This window comes from Jatrophihabitans sp. (genome assembly GCF_036389215.1).
GTDB lineage: Bacteria > Actinomycetota > Actinomycetes > Mycobacteriales > Jatrophihabitantaceae > Jatrophihabitans_A.
In genome coordinates, this window is sequence record NZ_DASVQG010000241.1 from 1 (window position 1) to 15,535 (window position 15,535).

The 15,535-nt window shown below is 70.0% G+C and carries 16 protein-coding genes; 12 read left to right on the forward strand and 4 right to left on the reverse strand.

Going from position 1 to position 15,535, the window contains the following annotated elements:
- Both VF542_RS13370 and VF542_RS13375 read right to left on the reverse strand, forming a co-directional pair.
- On the reverse strand, positions 1-728 hold a 728-nt coding region (locus VF542_RS13370; RefSeq protein WP_408652200.1), incomplete at its 3' end, for a DUF7594 domain-containing protein.
- Positions 725-1,306, reverse strand: coding sequence for a hypothetical protein (locus VF542_RS13375; protein WP_408652201.1), 582 nt, complete (start codon positions 1,304-1,306; stop codon positions 725-727). The genes VF542_RS13375 and VF542_RS13370, both read right to left, overlap by 4 nt.
- Positions 1,307-1,634: 328 nt before the next feature.
- Here VF542_RS13375 and VF542_RS13380 point away from each other — a divergent pair, with 328 nt between their 5' ends.
- Positions 1,635-4,040 carry a glycoside hydrolase family 31 protein gene (locus VF542_RS13380; RefSeq protein ID WP_408652202.1) on the forward strand — a complete coding sequence of 802 codons (2,406 nt, stop codon included), beginning with the start codon at positions 1,635-1,637 and terminating at the stop codon, positions 4,038-4,040.
- Between the two features lie 13 nt (positions 4,041-4,053).
- Here VF542_RS13380 and VF542_RS13385 read toward each other — a convergent pair whose 3' ends face one another.
- Entirely contained in the window at positions 4,054-5,082 is a 1,029-nt protein-coding gene (locus tag VF542_RS13385) for a trypsin-like serine peptidase (protein ID WP_408652203.1), read from the reverse strand.
- A 177-nt stretch (positions 5,083-5,259) separates the two neighbouring features.
- Between VF542_RS13385 and VF542_RS13390 the strand changes: the two genes are divergently transcribed.
- From VF542_RS13390 to VF542_RS13415, 6 genes are all read left to right on the forward strand, one after another.
- Positions 5,260-6,213, forward strand: coding sequence for a carbamate kinase (locus tag VF542_RS13390; protein ID WP_408652204.1), 954 nt, complete (start codon positions 5,260-5,262; stop codon positions 6,211-6,213).
- A 79-nt stretch (positions 6,214-6,292) separates the two neighbouring features.
- Positions 6,293-7,402: a ring-opening amidohydrolase gene (locus tag VF542_RS13395; protein WP_408652205.1), complete on the forward strand. Its 1,110-nt coding sequence runs from the start codon at positions 6,293-6,295 to the stop codon at positions 7,400-7,402.
- 79 nt (positions 7,403-7,481) lie between these two features.
- Positions 7,482-7,937, forward strand: coding sequence for an SRPBCC family protein (locus VF542_RS13400; RefSeq protein WP_408652206.1), 456 nt, complete (start codon positions 7,482-7,484; stop codon positions 7,935-7,937).
- A gap of 329 nt (positions 7,938-8,266) precedes the next feature.
- Entirely contained in the window at positions 8,267-8,530 is a 264-nt protein-coding gene (locus VF542_RS13405; RefSeq protein WP_408652207.1) for a phosphoribosyl-ATP diphosphatase, read from the forward strand.
- A 33-nt stretch (positions 8,531-8,563) separates the two neighbouring features.
- Positions 8,564-9,409, forward strand: coding sequence for an ATP phosphoribosyltransferase (gene hisG / locus VF542_RS13410; RefSeq protein WP_408652224.1), 846 nt, complete (start codon positions 8,564-8,566; stop codon positions 9,407-9,409).
- On the forward strand, positions 9,406-9,885 hold the full coding sequence (locus VF542_RS13415) for a PH domain-containing protein (RefSeq protein WP_408652208.1): 480 nt from the start codon (positions 9,406-9,408) through the stop codon (positions 9,883-9,885). Before hisG ends, VF542_RS13415 begins: the two co-directional genes overlap by 4 nt.
- A 208-nt stretch (positions 9,886-10,093) precedes the next feature.
- Here the strand turns inward: VF542_RS13415 and VF542_RS13420 are convergent, their stop codons facing one another.
- Positions 10,094-11,641, reverse strand: coding sequence for a C40 family peptidase (locus tag VF542_RS13420; RefSeq protein WP_408652209.1), 1,548 nt, complete (start codon positions 11,639-11,641; stop codon positions 10,094-10,096).
- 572 nt (positions 11,642-12,213) lie between these two features.
- On the opposite strand from VF542_RS13420, the gene infC reads away from it, so the two are divergent.
- The 5 genes from infC to pheS all read left to right on the forward strand — a co-directional run bounded on the left by infC (position 12,214) and on the right by pheS (position 15,534).
- The gene (infC, locus tag VF542_RS13425) at positions 12,214-12,780 is read left to right on the forward strand and encodes a translation initiation factor IF-3 (protein ID WP_408652225.1); all 567 of its coding nucleotides are present in this window, start codon (positions 12,214-12,216) and stop codon (positions 12,778-12,780) included.
- A gap of 82 nt (positions 12,781-12,862) precedes the next feature.
- A complete protein-coding gene (gene rpmI / locus VF542_RS13430) occupies positions 12,863-13,057 on the forward strand; it encodes a 50S ribosomal protein L35 (RefSeq protein WP_408652210.1) in 195 nt (64 codons plus the stop codon).
- 87 nt (positions 13,058-13,144) lie between these two features.
- Positions 13,145-13,543, forward strand: coding sequence for a 50S ribosomal protein L20 (gene rplT / locus VF542_RS13435; protein WP_408652211.1), 399 nt, complete (start codon positions 13,145-13,147; stop codon positions 13,541-13,543).
- Between the two features lie 11 nt (positions 13,544-13,554).
- Positions 13,555-14,358 carry a TrmH family RNA methyltransferase gene (locus tag VF542_RS13440; RefSeq protein ID WP_408652212.1) on the forward strand — a complete coding sequence of 268 codons (804 nt, stop codon included), beginning with the start codon at positions 13,555-13,557 and terminating at the stop codon, positions 14,356-14,358.
- Between the two features lie 54 nt (positions 14,359-14,412).
- Complete coding sequence (pheS, locus tag VF542_RS13445) at positions 14,413-15,534, forward strand: phenylalanine--tRNA ligase subunit alpha (RefSeq protein WP_408652213.1); 1,122 nt, start codon at positions 14,413-14,415, stop codon at positions 15,532-15,534.
- Position 15,535 lies beyond the last annotated feature (1 nt).

Sequence of the window (15,535 nt, forward strand, 5' to 3'; positions counted from 1 at the left end):
GACTCGGCCGTGGTGTCGGAGGGCGCCGCGCTGGTCGGCGTCGGCGTCGGGATCGCGGTGTCGGTAGGCGCCGCGCTGGTCGGCGTCGGGGTGGGAGTCGGGGTGACGCTGTTCTCGGTGATCAGCAGCTGCGGGGGGTTGGCGGCCTCGCGGCTGTCGGCGTAGCGGGTGCCTGTGGCCGTAGTGGTGAGCGCGAAGGAATAGCTGCCGTTGCCGGTCACCACGGAGCTGACATCGGCGCTCGCCCTGGTGCCCGCGGTCAGCACATCGGTGGTAGAGATGGTCGTCCCGTAGGCCGGTCTGTTGGTGTAGGTCAGGGTGCTCTCGCTCCACGTGCCGGTGACCAGGTGCACCGCGGTCTTGGTCACGCCCGTGGACTGGCTGTAATAGCTCAGCGTCGCCGATGCCGGGGGCGCTGACAGGCCGGTGACGTCGAAGCGCAGGTAACTGATCATCGTCGTCGTACTGGAGCCATTGCTGGCCAGTTGCGGCGCCTTGCCGAAGTTCGTCGCCGATTGGTCCGATCGGACATAGGCATCAGCCACCGCTGTGATCGTCAGGGTCGCACCCGAGGCCGTCGTCGGACCAGCGGACAGCGCCAGGACCAGCAGGATCAGCGCCGCCACCGAGCAGCCCACGGCCCGGACGGCAATGGCACGCGCTCGGCCGGCCAACCGCATTCCGCCGGCCAGCCGGGAGCTGCCGGCGTAGCGACCGGGCGCGGTCACAGGTCACCGTCCAGGATCTCGTCGACGGTCTCCTGAGCATCGGCCTGCTGGACGACGCCCGAGTCGAGCGCGACCTGGGCGGCCGCGAAGTCCTTGGCCAGACAGGCGGTGGCCGCGGCTGCGAAGGTGCTCAGCGGAGTCCGCATCGTCGCGGCAAGCTTCTGCCCGGCCGGGGAGAGCCGTTCCAGCGCGGGAAGCGGCGCGGACAGCGCTCGAGCGGCCGCGTCGAGTTGCTGGCAGCCGGTGACATCACCGCTGGCCACCGCCCGCTCGGCTTGCAGCAGCGCGTCGTTGAACCTGACCTTCACGGCACCGTTGTCGAGGAACCAGCGCTGGATCGCGGCGTCTGTGCCGGGTATCGGACGCGCGGCTGAGGCATCCCGTGCCGACGCGCCCTGCGCTGCCGAACTGCCTCCCTCCGCCGAGGCGCCGGGCGATACCGAAGCGCCGGGCGATACCGAAGCGCCGGGCGATACCGGGAAAGCGCCGGCCGCGGCGTTCAGGGCGGCTGCCGGGTCGGGAGCCGCCCCCGCGGTGGCGCCGGCCACCGGGCCGACGGCAGCGGCTGCGACAGTCACCTGATCGTGCGGTGCTGCCGAATCCGCCCTTCCACACCCGGTCGCGACGAGAAATATCACGAGCATGGCTGCCTGCTGCAGCCCTCTGTTGTACAAACGCATGCTTCTGTCCTGGTTGAGCCCAACGTCAGATCTACGGCGACTTCTCACTGGCCGTTCGAGCCTTTCCGCTCAAGTTTGCGACGGGATCGTTCTCCGGACAACCCAACCCGGCAAGAACAGCCCGATAACGGAAGGAGTTTGTGATCAACGCACGGATACCAGGCGGAGCCGTGACCGGCAGGCAAGACGGGTCAGGACCGGCCGGGCGTGGGAGTAGAAAGAAGCAATGGATCAGCGCTACCGCCTCAACAGCCGTCCGGTCGCTGATCAGCGGGCCGTCGTGCAGGGGCCGGACTACCGGATCACCGTGCTGACCGAGGGCCTGCTGCGCCTGGAGCGGGCCACCGACGGGGTGTTCGAAGACCGGGCCTCGGCGTTCGCGATCAATCGCGAGCTGCCGGTGCCGGCCTTCGAGGTGGTCGAGACCGAGTCCCACCTGGAGGTGCTCACCGACCGGCTGCAGCTGGTCTATGACCGTGGCCCGTTCTCCACGTCGGGGCTCAGCGTGCAGGTCCGTGGCGGGGTGAGCACCTGGCACAGCGTCTGGCGCTACGGGGACCACCCGGCCGACGGGGATGGCAACCTCGGCGGCACCGCCCGCACCCTGGACATGGTCGACGGCCGGCTGCCGCTGGAGCCGGGCGTGCTGTCGCGCGGCGGTTACGCCCTGATCGACGACTCACGCACCCTGGTCCTGCAGGAGGACGGCTGGGTCAGCCCGCGATCGGGCGAGGCTCAGGATCTCTACCTGTTCGCCTACGGCCGGGACTATCGGCAGGCGCTGCAGGCCCTGTACGCGCTGTCCGGGCCGCAACCGCTGCTGCCGCGCTGGGCGCTGGGCAACTGGTGGAGCCGCTACCACCGCTACAGCGCCGGGGAGTACCTGGGCCTGCTGGACCGGTTCGCCGACGAGGGCATCCCGTTCTCCGTGGCGGTGCTGGACATGGACTGGCACCTGGTCGACATCGATCCTCAGTACGGCAGCGGCTGGACCGGCTACACCTGGAACACCGAGCTGTTCGAGGATCCGCCGGCATTCCTGCGCGAACTCCACGAGCGCGGGCTGAAGGTGACCCTCAACGACCATCCGGCCGACGGCGTCCGCGCCCACGAGGATGCCTATCCGGCGATGGCGAAGTCCATGGGGATCGACCCGGCCAGCGAGCGTCCGGTCGCCTTCGACGTCACCGACCCGGACTTCCTGCAGGCCTACTTCGACGTCCTGCACCGGCCGCTGGAGGAGCAGGGGGTCGACTTCTGGTGGCTGGACTGGCAACAGGGCCCGCACAGCCGGATCGCCGGCATCGACCCGCTGTGGATGCTCAACCACTTCCACTTCCTCGACAGCGCCCGGGACGGCCGGCGGCCGCTGACCTTCTCCCGGTACGCCGGCCCGGGCAGCCACCGCTATCCGGTGGGCTTCTCCGGCGACACCATCACCACCTGGGCGTCGCTGGACTTCCAGCCCGAGTTCACCTCGACCGCCTCCAACATCGGCTACGGCTGGTGGAGTCACGACATCGGCGGCCACATGGGCGGCATCAAGGACGACGAACTGGCCACCCGCTGGGTACAGCTGGGGGTCTTCTCCCCGGTCAACCGGCTGCACTCGGTGCTCAGCCCGTTCACCAGCAAGGAACCCTGGCAGTTCGGCCCGCAGGCGCAACGGGCCATGACCAGCGCGCTGCGGCTGCGGCACCGGCTGGTGCCCTACCTGCACACCATGAACCACCGGGCCGCCCGCGAGGGTGTGCCGCTGGTGACGCCGATGTACTACGAGCACCCGTGGGCGGAGGAGGCCTACCGGGCTCGCAACCAGTACGCCTTCGGCAGCCAGCTGATGGTCGCCCCGATCACCACCCCGGCCGACCGGCAACTGCTGCTCGGTGCGGTGACCACCTGGCTGCCGGCGGGCACCTGGGTCGACCTCTTCACCGACCTGGTCTATGACGGCGGCCGGGAAATGCGGCTGCACCGCGGGCCCGACGTCATTCCGGTGCTCGCTCGCGCGGGGGCGATCGTGCCGCTGGCTGCTGACGCGCTGCCCGGCAACTCCACGGACAACCCGGCCGCGCTGGAGGTGCTGGTCGTGGTCGGGGAGGACGGCGCCTTCGAGCTGATCGAGGACGACGGCATCGGGCCGGGCGACGAACCGGGGCGCTGGGCCGGCACGTCGCTCACCTTCGATCAGGCCAGCGGCGTCCTGGAGGTGGCACCGGTACGCGGCAATGCCGGCTGCGTCCCGGACCGGCGCAGCTGGCTGCTGACCTTCCTCGCCTTCGGCGCGGACACCGAGCCCGCGGTCACGGTGGACGGCGAGCCGGTTGCTGCCGATACCGGACAGGTGGGGCGTCGTACCACCGTGCGGGTCGAGGACGTGCCGGTCACCGCGACCATCCGGGTGAGCCTTGGCGAGCGACCCCGGCTTGCCGCCAACGACGTCGACGCGCGGCTGTTCGCACTCCTGCACCAGGCCCAGCTGGAATATCTGGTCAAGACCCGCGCCCACCAGGCGGCCATCGCCGACGCGCCGCTGACCACCCGGCTGGCGCAGCTGCAGGCGCTGGAGCTCGGCCGGCCACTGGAGGCGGCGATCTTCGAGCTGCTGCTGGCCAGGCCCGAGACGGGCTGACGCAGCGCCGGGATCAGGTCAGGTTGGCGACCGAGGCGTACATGTTGTAGACGGCGTCGTCGAAGTAGGAGGCCCGGTTCCAGCCGGTGGACGGCTCCAGGGTCGACATGGCGCCGTTGGCATAGCCCAGGCCGGTGTTGTTGTCGTACTGCAGCAACCACGGGCCGCCGGAGGAGCCACCGGTGAAGCCACACTGCAACGCGACCTTGTACTCGCTGCCGAACCGGGTCGTCGTGCCCTGGCAGGCCCACTGCCAGCCGCCGTCGTAGGGATACTGCGCCGGGTAGCCGAGAATCGTGACCGGGTTGTAGAAGCCCCAGTTCCAGGCCAGGCCGTTGCCGCCGACCACGTTCACCAGCGCGCCGGAGCCGTTGGGCCACATGGTCACCATGGCGACGTCACGGTTCAGGTCGGAGCTGCTCATCCAGGAGTTGAAGGTGGTGAAGTACTTGGCCGACCACTGGCCGTACGGCTGGGAGCCGTAGTTGTACAGCGGCACGAACACCCAGTTGGTCGCCCAGGTGCCACCGGCGCCACCGTGCACGCAGTGCCCGGCGGTCAGGACCAGTTCCTTGGAACCGCTGTTGAGCGCCGACGCCGAGCACGAGTAGTCCAGGCCGTCCGTGGGGTTGTGGAAGAACGCCCGGCCCACCGTCGCCGAGGCCGACACGGCCATCGTCGACACGTCGCCGGAGCGCGAGCGCGCCGAACCCTGGCTCTGCGGCAGCGGCTTGGTCGCCGCCGAGGGCGCCACCGAACCGCGGACGCCGCCCCGGGGTGTGGACTGCGCCGTCGAGGCGGCGGAGGGCTTCGGGGCCAGCAGGTCACCTGAGCGCGCATTCGCCATCCGTTGGGTCGTCCAGTACCCGGACGCCGAGGCGAGCCCCGCGCCGGAGGTCGCCGCTGCGGTGCTCACGGTGCTCACGGTGCTCGCGCTGCCTGCCGGCGTGCCGGCTGCCTGAGCGGGTGTCACCGTGGCCACGGCCAACGCCGCCACCCCGGCCAGCAGCCCTGCTACCGGCCATCGTCTGCCATTGAACATAGAGTTCTCCCTTTCAACCCCAAGCAGTCGCGCTTCGTCCGACACTGTTCGGGACCTGACGACCACCGGCCGGGAATCTCCCGACCACTTGACCTAGCCCGAGAGGCTAGTCAGATCACTATAAATCGGACATAAGCCCTTAGCAGTAACGAAAGGGTCTCAGAAAGGCAGGCGGCCGTGCGGGTTGTGATCGCGGTGGGCGGCAATGCCATGACCGCACCCGACGGCTCGGCCCGCCCGCAGGACCAGCAGGCCGCCATCGAGGTGGCCGTCGAGCCGATCGCCGAGCTGATCTGCGCCGGCCACCAGGTGGTACTGACCCACGGCAACGGCCCGCAGGTGGGCAACCTGCTGGTCAAGAACGAGCTGGCGGCCTCGGTGGTGCCACCGGTACCGCTGGACTGGTGCGGTGCCCAGACCCAGGCGACCATCGGCCTGCTGATCCTCAACGCCCTCGGCCGGGCCCTGGCCGCCCGCGGCTCGGCCGTACCGGTCGCGGCCGTCGTCTCGCGCACCGAGGTGGCGGCCGACGACGGGGCTTTCAGCGCGCCGTCCAAGCCGATCGGGCGCTACCTCAGCGAGGCCGAAGCCGCCGTGATGATCGGCCACGGCCAGCACTGGCAGGACCGTGGCGAGCGGGGTTGGCGCCGGGTGGTCGCCTCGCCGGAACCGCTTCGGTGCCTGGACGTGCCGGCCGTGCTGGCGCTGCTGGCCGCGGGCTTCGCCGTGGTGTGCTCCGGAGGCGGTGGCATCCCGGTGGTGGCCGACGGCACTCCCGGCGGTTACCGGGGCGTCGAGGCCGTCATCGACAAGGATCTGACCGCCGCCCTGCTGGCCGGTGCGCTGGCCGCCGAGCGGCTGGTGATCGCCACCGACGTCAAGCATGTCGTCCTCGGCTGGGGTACCGACAGCGCGAGCGAGCTGTCCGGTATCGGAGTGAGCGACCTGGAATCCCTGGTGACCGGCGGCACCTTCGCCAGCGGCAGCATGGAGCCGAAGGTCATCGCCGCCTGCCGGTTCGTCCGCCGCAGCGGCCAGCCCGCGGCCATCACCTCGCTGGACGCGATAGCCGGTGCGCTCGCCGGTGTGGCCGGCACTATCGTGCATCCCGACCCGTTCAGCCGCACCTGACAATCCAGCCGCACGAAGCCCAGCCGCACGAAGCCCAACCGCACCGAAGCCCAGCCGCACCGGACAGGAGATCCCCGACATGCCCGACCCGATCGAGGTACGCAAGGTCGCGCTGCACAGCGTGTCCGACGCCAGCGAGTTCACGGCGTTGATCAAGGACAAGGTGATCGAGGCCGACCGGGTCGTCGCCGTGATCGGCAAGACCGAGGGCAACGGCGGTGTCAACGACTACACCCGGATCATCGCCGACCGCGCCTTCCGGGAGGTGATCGTGGCCCACGGCAGCCGCTCCGCCGAGGAGGTCAAGCAGATCCCGATCGTGTGGTCCGGCGGCACCGACGGCATCATCTCCCCGCACGCCACCATCTTCGCCACCGTGGATCCGGCCTCGGCTCCGGCCACCGATGAGCCCCGGTTGACGGTGGGTTTCGCTATGAGCGAGGTGCTGCTGCCCGAGGACATCGGGCGCACCGCCATGATCAGCAAGGTGGCGGCGGCCGTCACCGAGGCGAAGGCCAAGGCCGGCATCACCGATCCCTCGGACGTGCACTACGTCCAGACCAAGACGCCGCTGCTGACCATCGACACCATCCGCGATGCCAAGAGCCGCGGCCATGACGTCTTCACCGAGGACACCCTGCACTCGATGGACGTCTCCAACGGCTGCACCGCGCTCGGCGTCGCGGTGGCGCTGGGGGAAATCGAGATGCCGAGCGACGCCGACGTGATGCGCGACCGGTCGCTGTTCTCCTCGGTGGCCTCCTGCTCCTCAGGAGTGGAACTCGACCGCGCCCAGGTGGTGGTGGTCGGCAACGCCCGCGGCATCGGCGGCCGGTACCGGATCGGGCATGGCGTGATGACAGACGCCCTGGACGCCGACGGCATCTGGGCCGCGATCCGCGATGCCGGGCTCGAGCTGCCCGAGCGCCCGCACAGCTCCGACCTCGACGGCCGGCTGGTGAACGTCTTCCTCAAGTGCGAGGCCAGCCAGGACGGCGCGGTACGGGGGCGGCGCAACGCCATGCTGGACGATTCCGACGTGCACTGGCACCGCCAGATCAAGGCTGCCGTGGGCGGGGTGGCAGCGTCGGTCACCGGCGATCCGGCCGTGTTCGTCTCGGTGTCGGCCGCGCACCAGGGCCCTGACGGCGGTGGCCCGGTGGCCGCGATCATCGACGCCGGCGCCTGAAGCTCCACCTGACGCTGGTCGGCGGGAACCAGCTGACCCTTCTCGACCGGCGACTAGCGTTATCCACGTGCCAGCGTCTGTGATCGAGGTCGAGACGCTGGTGCAGTGCACTCCCGAGCGCCTGTTTGACCTGAAACTGGACATGGATGCCCACAGCGCCTCCTTGGCCGCAACGGGCGAAACGGCCACAACCAGCAGCGGCTTACCACAGTTAGACCTTGGCGATGAGGTGACCTTCCGCGCTAGGCACCTCGGTCTGACGTGGCGAATGACCAGTCGTGTCACTGCTTTCGACCGGCCCCACCGCTTCGTGGATCAACAGGTGCGCGGCCCTTTCCGCCAGTTGCGCCACGAACACACCTTCGAGGCGATAGACCCGCAGACGACGCGCATGACAGACAGGATGGAGTTGGTCGCGCCCCTCGGGCCTCTCGGCCGCCTCGCGATGCGCGTGATCCTGACCTCCTACATGACCAAGTTGCTGAGGACGAGAGCCGCGGCGATCAAGTCCCTCGCTGAGGCTTCGCAACGTTGAGCTATCCGCTCGGCCACAACGACTAGTGCCCGGGCACTGCCAACGCCACCACATCACCGCCTGGGCAGGCGGCAGCACCATCGACCTGGACAACCTCACCCTCCTCTGCACCTCCACCACCGCGAGCTCGAACGCGGCGGATGGATCCGCACGATGATCGACCGCCAGCCGCACGGGATCCCACCGGCCTGGATCGACCCGACCCGAACACCCAGACGCAACCCCCGCATCAGCGGGCTATGAGGACAGCCGCCGCTAAACACACGGCCGGCTGCCCCGGAGCACCCGGTTCAGGGCAGCCAGGCCGTCGCGCCGTAGGCTCAGCGGCGATGAAGACCTTCGACCAACTCTTCGCCGAACTGGCCCAGCGGCAGGCTGATCGGGCGGCCGGCTCGGCCACCGTGACGGCCCTGGACGACGGGATCCACGCCCAGGGCAAGAAGGTCGTGGAAGAGGCGGCCGAGGCCTGGATGGCCGCCGAGCACGAGTCCGCCGACCGCACCGCCGAGGAGATCAGCCAGCTGCTCTACCGGGTCCAGGTGCTGATGCTGGGCAAGGGCCTCACCCTCGACGACGTCTACCGATACCTCTAGGGCCAGCGAGCTGACGTGACCACCGCCACCGACCTGCTGCGGGTCGCCGTTCCGAACAAGGGCTCGCTGTCCGAGCCCGCCAGCGACATGCTGCGCGAGGCCGGCTACCGGCAGCGCAACGACAGCCGCGAACTGGTGCTGCAGGACCCGGACAACAGCACCGAGTTCTTCTTCCTCCGCCCGCGCGACATCGCCCTCTACGTCGGCTCCGGCCGGCTGGACGTCGGCATCACCGGTGAGGATCTGCTGCTGGATTCCGGCGCCAAGGCCGAGGTCGTCCTGCCGCTGGGCTTCGCCCGCTCGACGTTCCGGTTCGCCGCCATCCCTGGCGCCGGCACGAGCCTGGCGGACCTGCGTGGCCGCCGGATCGCCACCGCCTACCCCGGCCTGCTGTCGCACTACCTCGCCGAGCAGGGCGTCGAGGCCGACGTGATCAGGCTCGACGGCGCCGTCGAGACCGCCGTCCGACTCGATGTCGCGGACGCGATCGCCGACGTGGTCGAGACCGGCACCACGTTGCGGGCCGCCGGGCTGGAGATCTTCGGTGAACCGCTGTTCCAGTCCCAGGCCGCGCTGATCCGGCGGTCCGGGGCGGCGCCGTCGTCGGCGGTGGACCAGCTGGTCCGGCGGCTGCAGGGCGTGATGATCGCCCGGCAGTACGTCCTGATGGACTACGACATCGCCGATGACCTGGTGGAGCAGGCGGTGGCGGTGACGCCCGGGTTCGAATCGCCGACGGTCTCGCCGCTCCGCACCCCGGGCTGGTCGGCGGTGCGTGCGATGGTGCCGCGCCGCGACACGAACCGGATCATGGACGAGCTCTGGGACATCGGTGCCCGGGCCATCCTGGTCACCGACATCCACGCCTGCCGGTTATGAACGAGCCGGCGGCCACCCAGATCCCGGCGCCGCAGCTGGTCACCGCCCGGCCGGTCCGGGCGGCCCGGATCGCGGTGCTGGCCGCGGTCGTGGCGCTCGTGGTCTTCGGGATCGCCGCGGCCATCCTGCGCAGCACCTACGACGACGGGGTCGGCTTCACGGTCGCCGACCAGGTCGGCATCGCGGGCACCGGGGTGCTGGTGGCGCTGGGCCTGCTGTCACTGACCCGGCCCCGGTTGCGGGCCGATGCCGGTGGCGTGGACTGCCGCGGGTTCTTCGGCGGCTACCGGCACGTGGACTGGAACCTGGTGACCGGGGTGGAGTTTCCGTCCAAGGCGCGCTTCGCCCGGCTGGTGCTGCCCGGCGACGAGCTGATCACCTTGTACGCGGTCCAGCGGGGTGACGGCGAGCGCAGCGTCCTGGTCATGCAGAAGCTGCGGGCGCTCTTCGCCGCCAGCCGCTCCGCCGCCGACTGAGCCGCGGGCGGCGCGGGTGCGCCCACTTTGACGCGTTCACTCACGCTCTCGGCGGTCTCGCCGAGCCCGGGCGGCTACCACCAATCTGGTGACCGGAGGGCGGCATCCGCATCCCGCTTGCCGATCCGCTGGGTACGGCCGCACGCCAGACGGCGCTTGTCAGACCCCGCCTGTCAGACCCCGCCCCTTACCCTCTGACAGTCGCGGCTCAGCCGTGGGTGAAGCTGCCGTAGGTGGCGGTCGAGTCCCAGATCGGCTGGACCTTGACACCGTTGGCCGGGTTCACCGCGGCGACCGTCATGCCGGGCCCGGTGTAGATCCCGACGTGGTACACCGAGCCGGTGTTGTCGTGGTAGAAGACCAGGTCACCGGGCACCGCACGCGCCGCCGGGATCATCCGGGCCGCTCTGAACTGGTCCTGGGCGATCCGCGGCGTGGTCAGCGTGGCGGCGGTCCGGTAGCTGTACTGCACCAGTCCCGAGCAGTCGAAGCCGGCCGGGCTGGCGCCGCCCCAGACGTAGGGCTTCCCGACGAAGGTCAGGGCCAGCTTGACGATCGCGGCGTTGCTGGCCGGGATGGCCGGTGCCGGACCGGGCAGCATCGCCACCGCGGGGGTGCTGAGCGCGGCGCAGCCGAGGTACTTGTTCGCGCCGACGCCGATGTTGACGGCCCACACGCAGACGTTGTGCGAGCCCGCGGCGGCCGGGATGGTGAAGGAGTAGCCGGCGGCCGGCCCGGTGTGCTGGCTGAGCACCAGGTCAGGACGCGCAACTGCCGCGGTGACGGTGGCCGCGGCCGAACCGTCGAGGTAGGCGACCACCTTCAGCGAGGTGGCCCGGTTGTTCGGGTCCGAGGCCCAGCCGGTGAGCTGGATGCTGGTGGAACTGGCGGCCCGGGCCGATTCCAGGGCGCCAACCGGGCTCTGCGCCGCGATCTCGGCGGCGGTCGGCGGCGGGGGTCCCACCCAGACGGTGCGGCAGCCCAGCAGCTTGTTGACCCCGACCCCGATGTTGACGGCGGTCGTGCATACCCGATGGCTGCCGTTGCTCATCGTCGTGGTCAGCGAGTAGCCCGGGTTAGGGCCGGTGTGCCGGACGTACACCACATCACGCCTGGCCACCACCGTCGCCGAGGTGATCACCGCCGCGACACCGTCCCGGGTGGCGGTGATCTTCAGCGGCAGGGACAGGCTGTCGGGGTCGGCGGCCCAGCCGGTCAGCGTGACGGTGCTGCCGCTGGCGGTGGCGGTGTCGAGATAGCCGAACGGGCTTTCGGCCGCGAGCTGGGCGGCGGTGGGGATGGCGCCGGGGGGCACCGGAACCACGACGTTCCAGCAGCGCAGCGAGGTGTTGGCGCCGGCGCCGATGTTGAGCAACGTGACGCAGACGGTGTGGCTGCCGGGCAGGGCGGGCAGGGACATCGCGTAGCCCGGGGTCGGGCCGGTGAACCGGGCTGCCACCACGTCCGGGCGGGCGACCGCGGTGATCTGCTGGCCGACCACGACACCGTCCACCGAGGCACGGACGGTCAGCGGCTGCTGCAGGTCGTCCGGGTCGGCGGCCCAACCGACGACCCGGATGGCGGTCGAACCGCTGGCGACGGCCTGGTCGAGGTAGCCGATCGGGTCGTTCGGGGTGGTGGCGACAGCCGCCTGCTGGAGGCAACCCACTGCGAGGCCGGCTATGAGGGTGGCGCCGGCGGCCTTGCGGGCCACCCGGAGGACGGCGGACATGGGCAGGTTGGAGCGTCGAGTCACGTCAAACTTCCCTGTTAGCAGCTGCGCGGCCCCCCGCGAGTTAAACCAAGGTAAACACATCTGTCGGCGTGTCACTCACAGTTTCCAATAATCCGTGATTCGATTACTGGTTGTTAACGGCGGGACTCAGGAGAAGCCAGACTTTCGCCCCCGCCGTGGCCTTGCTCATCGGGTAGGCCCACGGCTCTCCGAAGTATGGTCGACAGCTCCGGACCTCCGGTCCTGCTGGCAGATGCGGCGTTTGGGTGCTCGGTCCCCGCGCTGCTACCCTTGCATACGCGACCCACCGGATCTGTGCCCGCAAGGGCAGGAGCCGGTGTGCAAGCGGAAGCCCCGGTTTCCCACCCGCGCCGCCTCACGGCAGCCGGGTTCGGTCCAGCACCGCCTTCGGGCGGTGTCAGGTGGTACCCGTATTCCGGCAGAGCCGGTACGTCGGGTGCTGCTCGGATCGCCCACGGAGATCACCCGGCCCCGACTGCATCGGTTGCAGCGGGGCCGTTGTCATCTTCTGAGCCAACTCGGAACAGCGTGACGGCAGCCTTCGTTCCAGACAGCACAACCTAGGAGGCCCCATCAGCTCTGAACCCCGGATCAACGACCGGATTCGCGTTCCCGAGGTCCGACTCGTCGGCCCCGAGGGCGAGCAGGTCGGCATCGTGCCGATCGGCAAGGCACTCGAATTGGCCGCCGAAGCGGATCTCGACCTGGTCGAGGTAGCGCCGATGGCGCGACCGCCGGTCTGCAAGCTCATGGATTACGGAAAGTTCAAGTACGAGAGTGCGCAGAAGGCTCGCGAGGCCAGGCGCAACCAGGCACTGACCGTGATCAAGGAAATGAAGCTCCGTCCGAAGATCGACCCGCACGACTACGAGACCAAGAAGGGTCACGTCGAGCGGTTCCTGAAGCAGGGCGACAAGGTCAAGATCACGATCATGTTCCGTGGCCGGGAGCAATCCCGGCCCGAGCTCGGCTTCCGGTTGCTGCAGAAGCTGGCTGAGGACATCACCGATCTCGGCTTCGTGGAGTCCTCGCCCAAGCAGGATGGCCGCAACATGGTCATGGTCGTTGCTCCGCACCGCAGCACCAAGGCCGCAAGCCGCCCCGCAAAGACCGTCGAGGAGCGAACACCGCAGGTCTGAGGCTCGTCAGCGCCCAGCACCGGCAGTACCGCTCCGCCGGCCAGCCTCCAGGTTGGCCGGCACCCACGAAGAAGGATTTCCGATGCCCAAGAACAAGACCCACTCGGGGATGAAGAAGCGCGTCAAGATAACCGGCAGCGGCAAGCTGCTGACCGAGCGCGCGGGTAGGCGCCACCTGCTGGAGCGCAAGTCCTCCACGCTGACCCGGCGCCTGAGCGGCACCGAAGAGATCGCAGCCGTCGACGTCCCGCGCGTCAAGCGCATGCTCGGCCGCTGATCCCACCCGCCAGATCTTCCGTCCCGCCGAGTAGGACCGGGTAACCCCGGATCTCCAGCTCGGCCCCGATGAACAAGGACTACCAACGTGGCACGCGTCAAGCGGGCGGTAAACGCCCAGAAGAAGCGCAGGACGACCCTCGAAGCGGCTTCGGGGTACCGGGGCCAGCGGTCCCGGCTGTACCGCAAGGCCAAGGAGCAGTTGCTGCACTCGGCGACGTACTCCTACCGCGACCGCAAGGCGCGCAAGGGCGACTTCCGGCAGCTGTGGATCACCCGGATCAACGCGGCGGCCCGGGCCAACGACATGACCTACAACCGCTTCATCCAGGGGCTGCGGCTGGCCGGCGTCCAGGCTGACCGCAAGGTCCTGGCCGACCTGGCCGTCACCGACGCCCCGGCGTTCGCCGCGCTGGTCGCGGTCGCGAAGAAGGCCGTCGAGGCAGAGGGCATCGGCGGCGCCGCCGCTCAGACGCCCGCCGCGTAGTTCCCCGGTCGGTGCTTTCCGACTCCAACGCCCGGCTCGGGGCGGCCCGCAGACTCACCAGTCCGCGGGGCCGCCGCGAGGCCGGGCGGTTCCTTGCCGAGGGGGCGCAGTCCGTCCGCGAGGCGCTGCTGCGACCGGGAACCGTCGTCGAGCTGTTCGCGACCGCGGCGGCCGCCCAACGCCACGCCGACCTGCTCGAGCACGCCCCGGCCGGATCGGTGTCGCTGATCAGCGACCGGGCCGCGGCCTCGCTGAGCGAGACCGTGCATCCGCAAGGCCTGATCGCGGTGTGCGTCGCCGTGGACGTGAGCCTGGCCGCGGCGCTGGCCAGGGCCCCGCGGCTGGTGGCGATCCTGGTGGAGGCGAACGACCCGGGCAACGCCGGCACCATCCTGCGCACGGCCGACGCGGCGGGCGCCGGTGCGGTGCTGTTCACCGGCGATTCGGTGGACCCGTACAACGGCAAGGCCGTCCGGGCCAGTGCCGGCAGCCTGTTCCACCTCGATGTGGTCACCGGCCTCGACCCGGCCACGGCCATCACCGAATGCCGGGCGGCGGGCCTGCTGACCCTGGCCACCACCGGCACGGCCGCCGTGGACCTCGACGAGCTGATCGACCAGGACCGCTTGCGTGCCCGGACCGCCTGGATCTTCGGCAACGAGGCCCGCGGCCTGCCCGCCGAGCTGAGGCGGGCGGCGGAACTGCCGGTGCGGGTGCCGGTGCACGGCAAGGCCGAGAGCCTGAACCTGGCCGCGGCTGCCGCGGTCTGCCTGTACGCCTCGGCACGGGCTAATCGGCTTCAACCCCTCTCCTAGACTGCTGGTCATCCCCCCGGTTAGTCACCCCCTCGATCTGAAGGACTGCCTCCGATGTCTGGCGCCAATGACAGCTATGACCCCAAGCAGGTCGCCGCGCTGAGCCCGGCGGCTCTGGCGGCCGGGGTGGCGGCGGCGCGGGAGGCTTTCGACCAGGCTGCCGATCTGGAGCAGTTGCGCGCCGCCCAGAACGCCCATGTCGGTGACCGGTCGCCGCTGGCGCTGGCCAATCGCGAGATCGGCGCCCTGCCACCGGCCGCCAAGTCCGAGGCGGGCAAGCGGGTGAACGCCGCCCGGACCGAGGTCCGGCAGGCCTACGCGGCCCGGCTCGCCGAACTCGAGGCCGAGCGTGACGCCCGGGTGCTGCTCGAGGAATCCGTCGACGTCACGCTGCCCTGGGACCGCCGGCTCACCGGCGCCCGGCACCCCGTGACCACCACCCAGGAACTCATCGGCGACGTCTTCACCGCTATGGGCTGGGAGGTGGCCGAGGGTCCCGAGGTCGAGGCCGAGTGGTACAACTTCGACGCCCTCAACATCGGCGTCGACCACCCCACCCGGTCGCTGATGGACAGCTTCTTCGTGGCCGGCCCGGACGGCTCCGCCGACAGCGGGCTGGTGCTGCGGACCCACACCTCCCCGGTGCAGGCGCGGGTGATGCTGACCCGCCGGCCGCCGATCTACATCGTCTGCCCCGGCAAGGCCTTCCGCACCGACGAGGTCGATGCCACCCACTCGCCGGTCTTTCACCAGGTCGAGGGCCTGGTGGTCGACAAGGGGATCACCATGGCGCACCTCAAGGGCACCCTGGACCACATGGCCCAGGCGTTCTTCGGGCCCGGGATCGTGACCCGGCTGCGGCCGTCCTACTTCCCGTTCACCGAGCCCAGCGCCGAACCCGACCTGCTCTGTTTCGTCTGCCGGGGCGAGTCGGTCGGCAACCCCAACCGGCCGTGCCGCACCTGTGACAGCGAGGGCTGGATCGAGTGGGGCGGCTGCGGGATGGTCAATCCCCGGGTGCTGCGAGCCTGCGGTATCGACCCCGAGGTCTATTCGGGTTTCGCCTTCGGAATGGGAATCGAGCGCACCATGATGTTCCGCAACAACGCCGCCGACATGCGAGACATCGTCGAGGGCGACCTGCGGTTCACCCAGGCCTTCGGAATGGAGGCCTGAG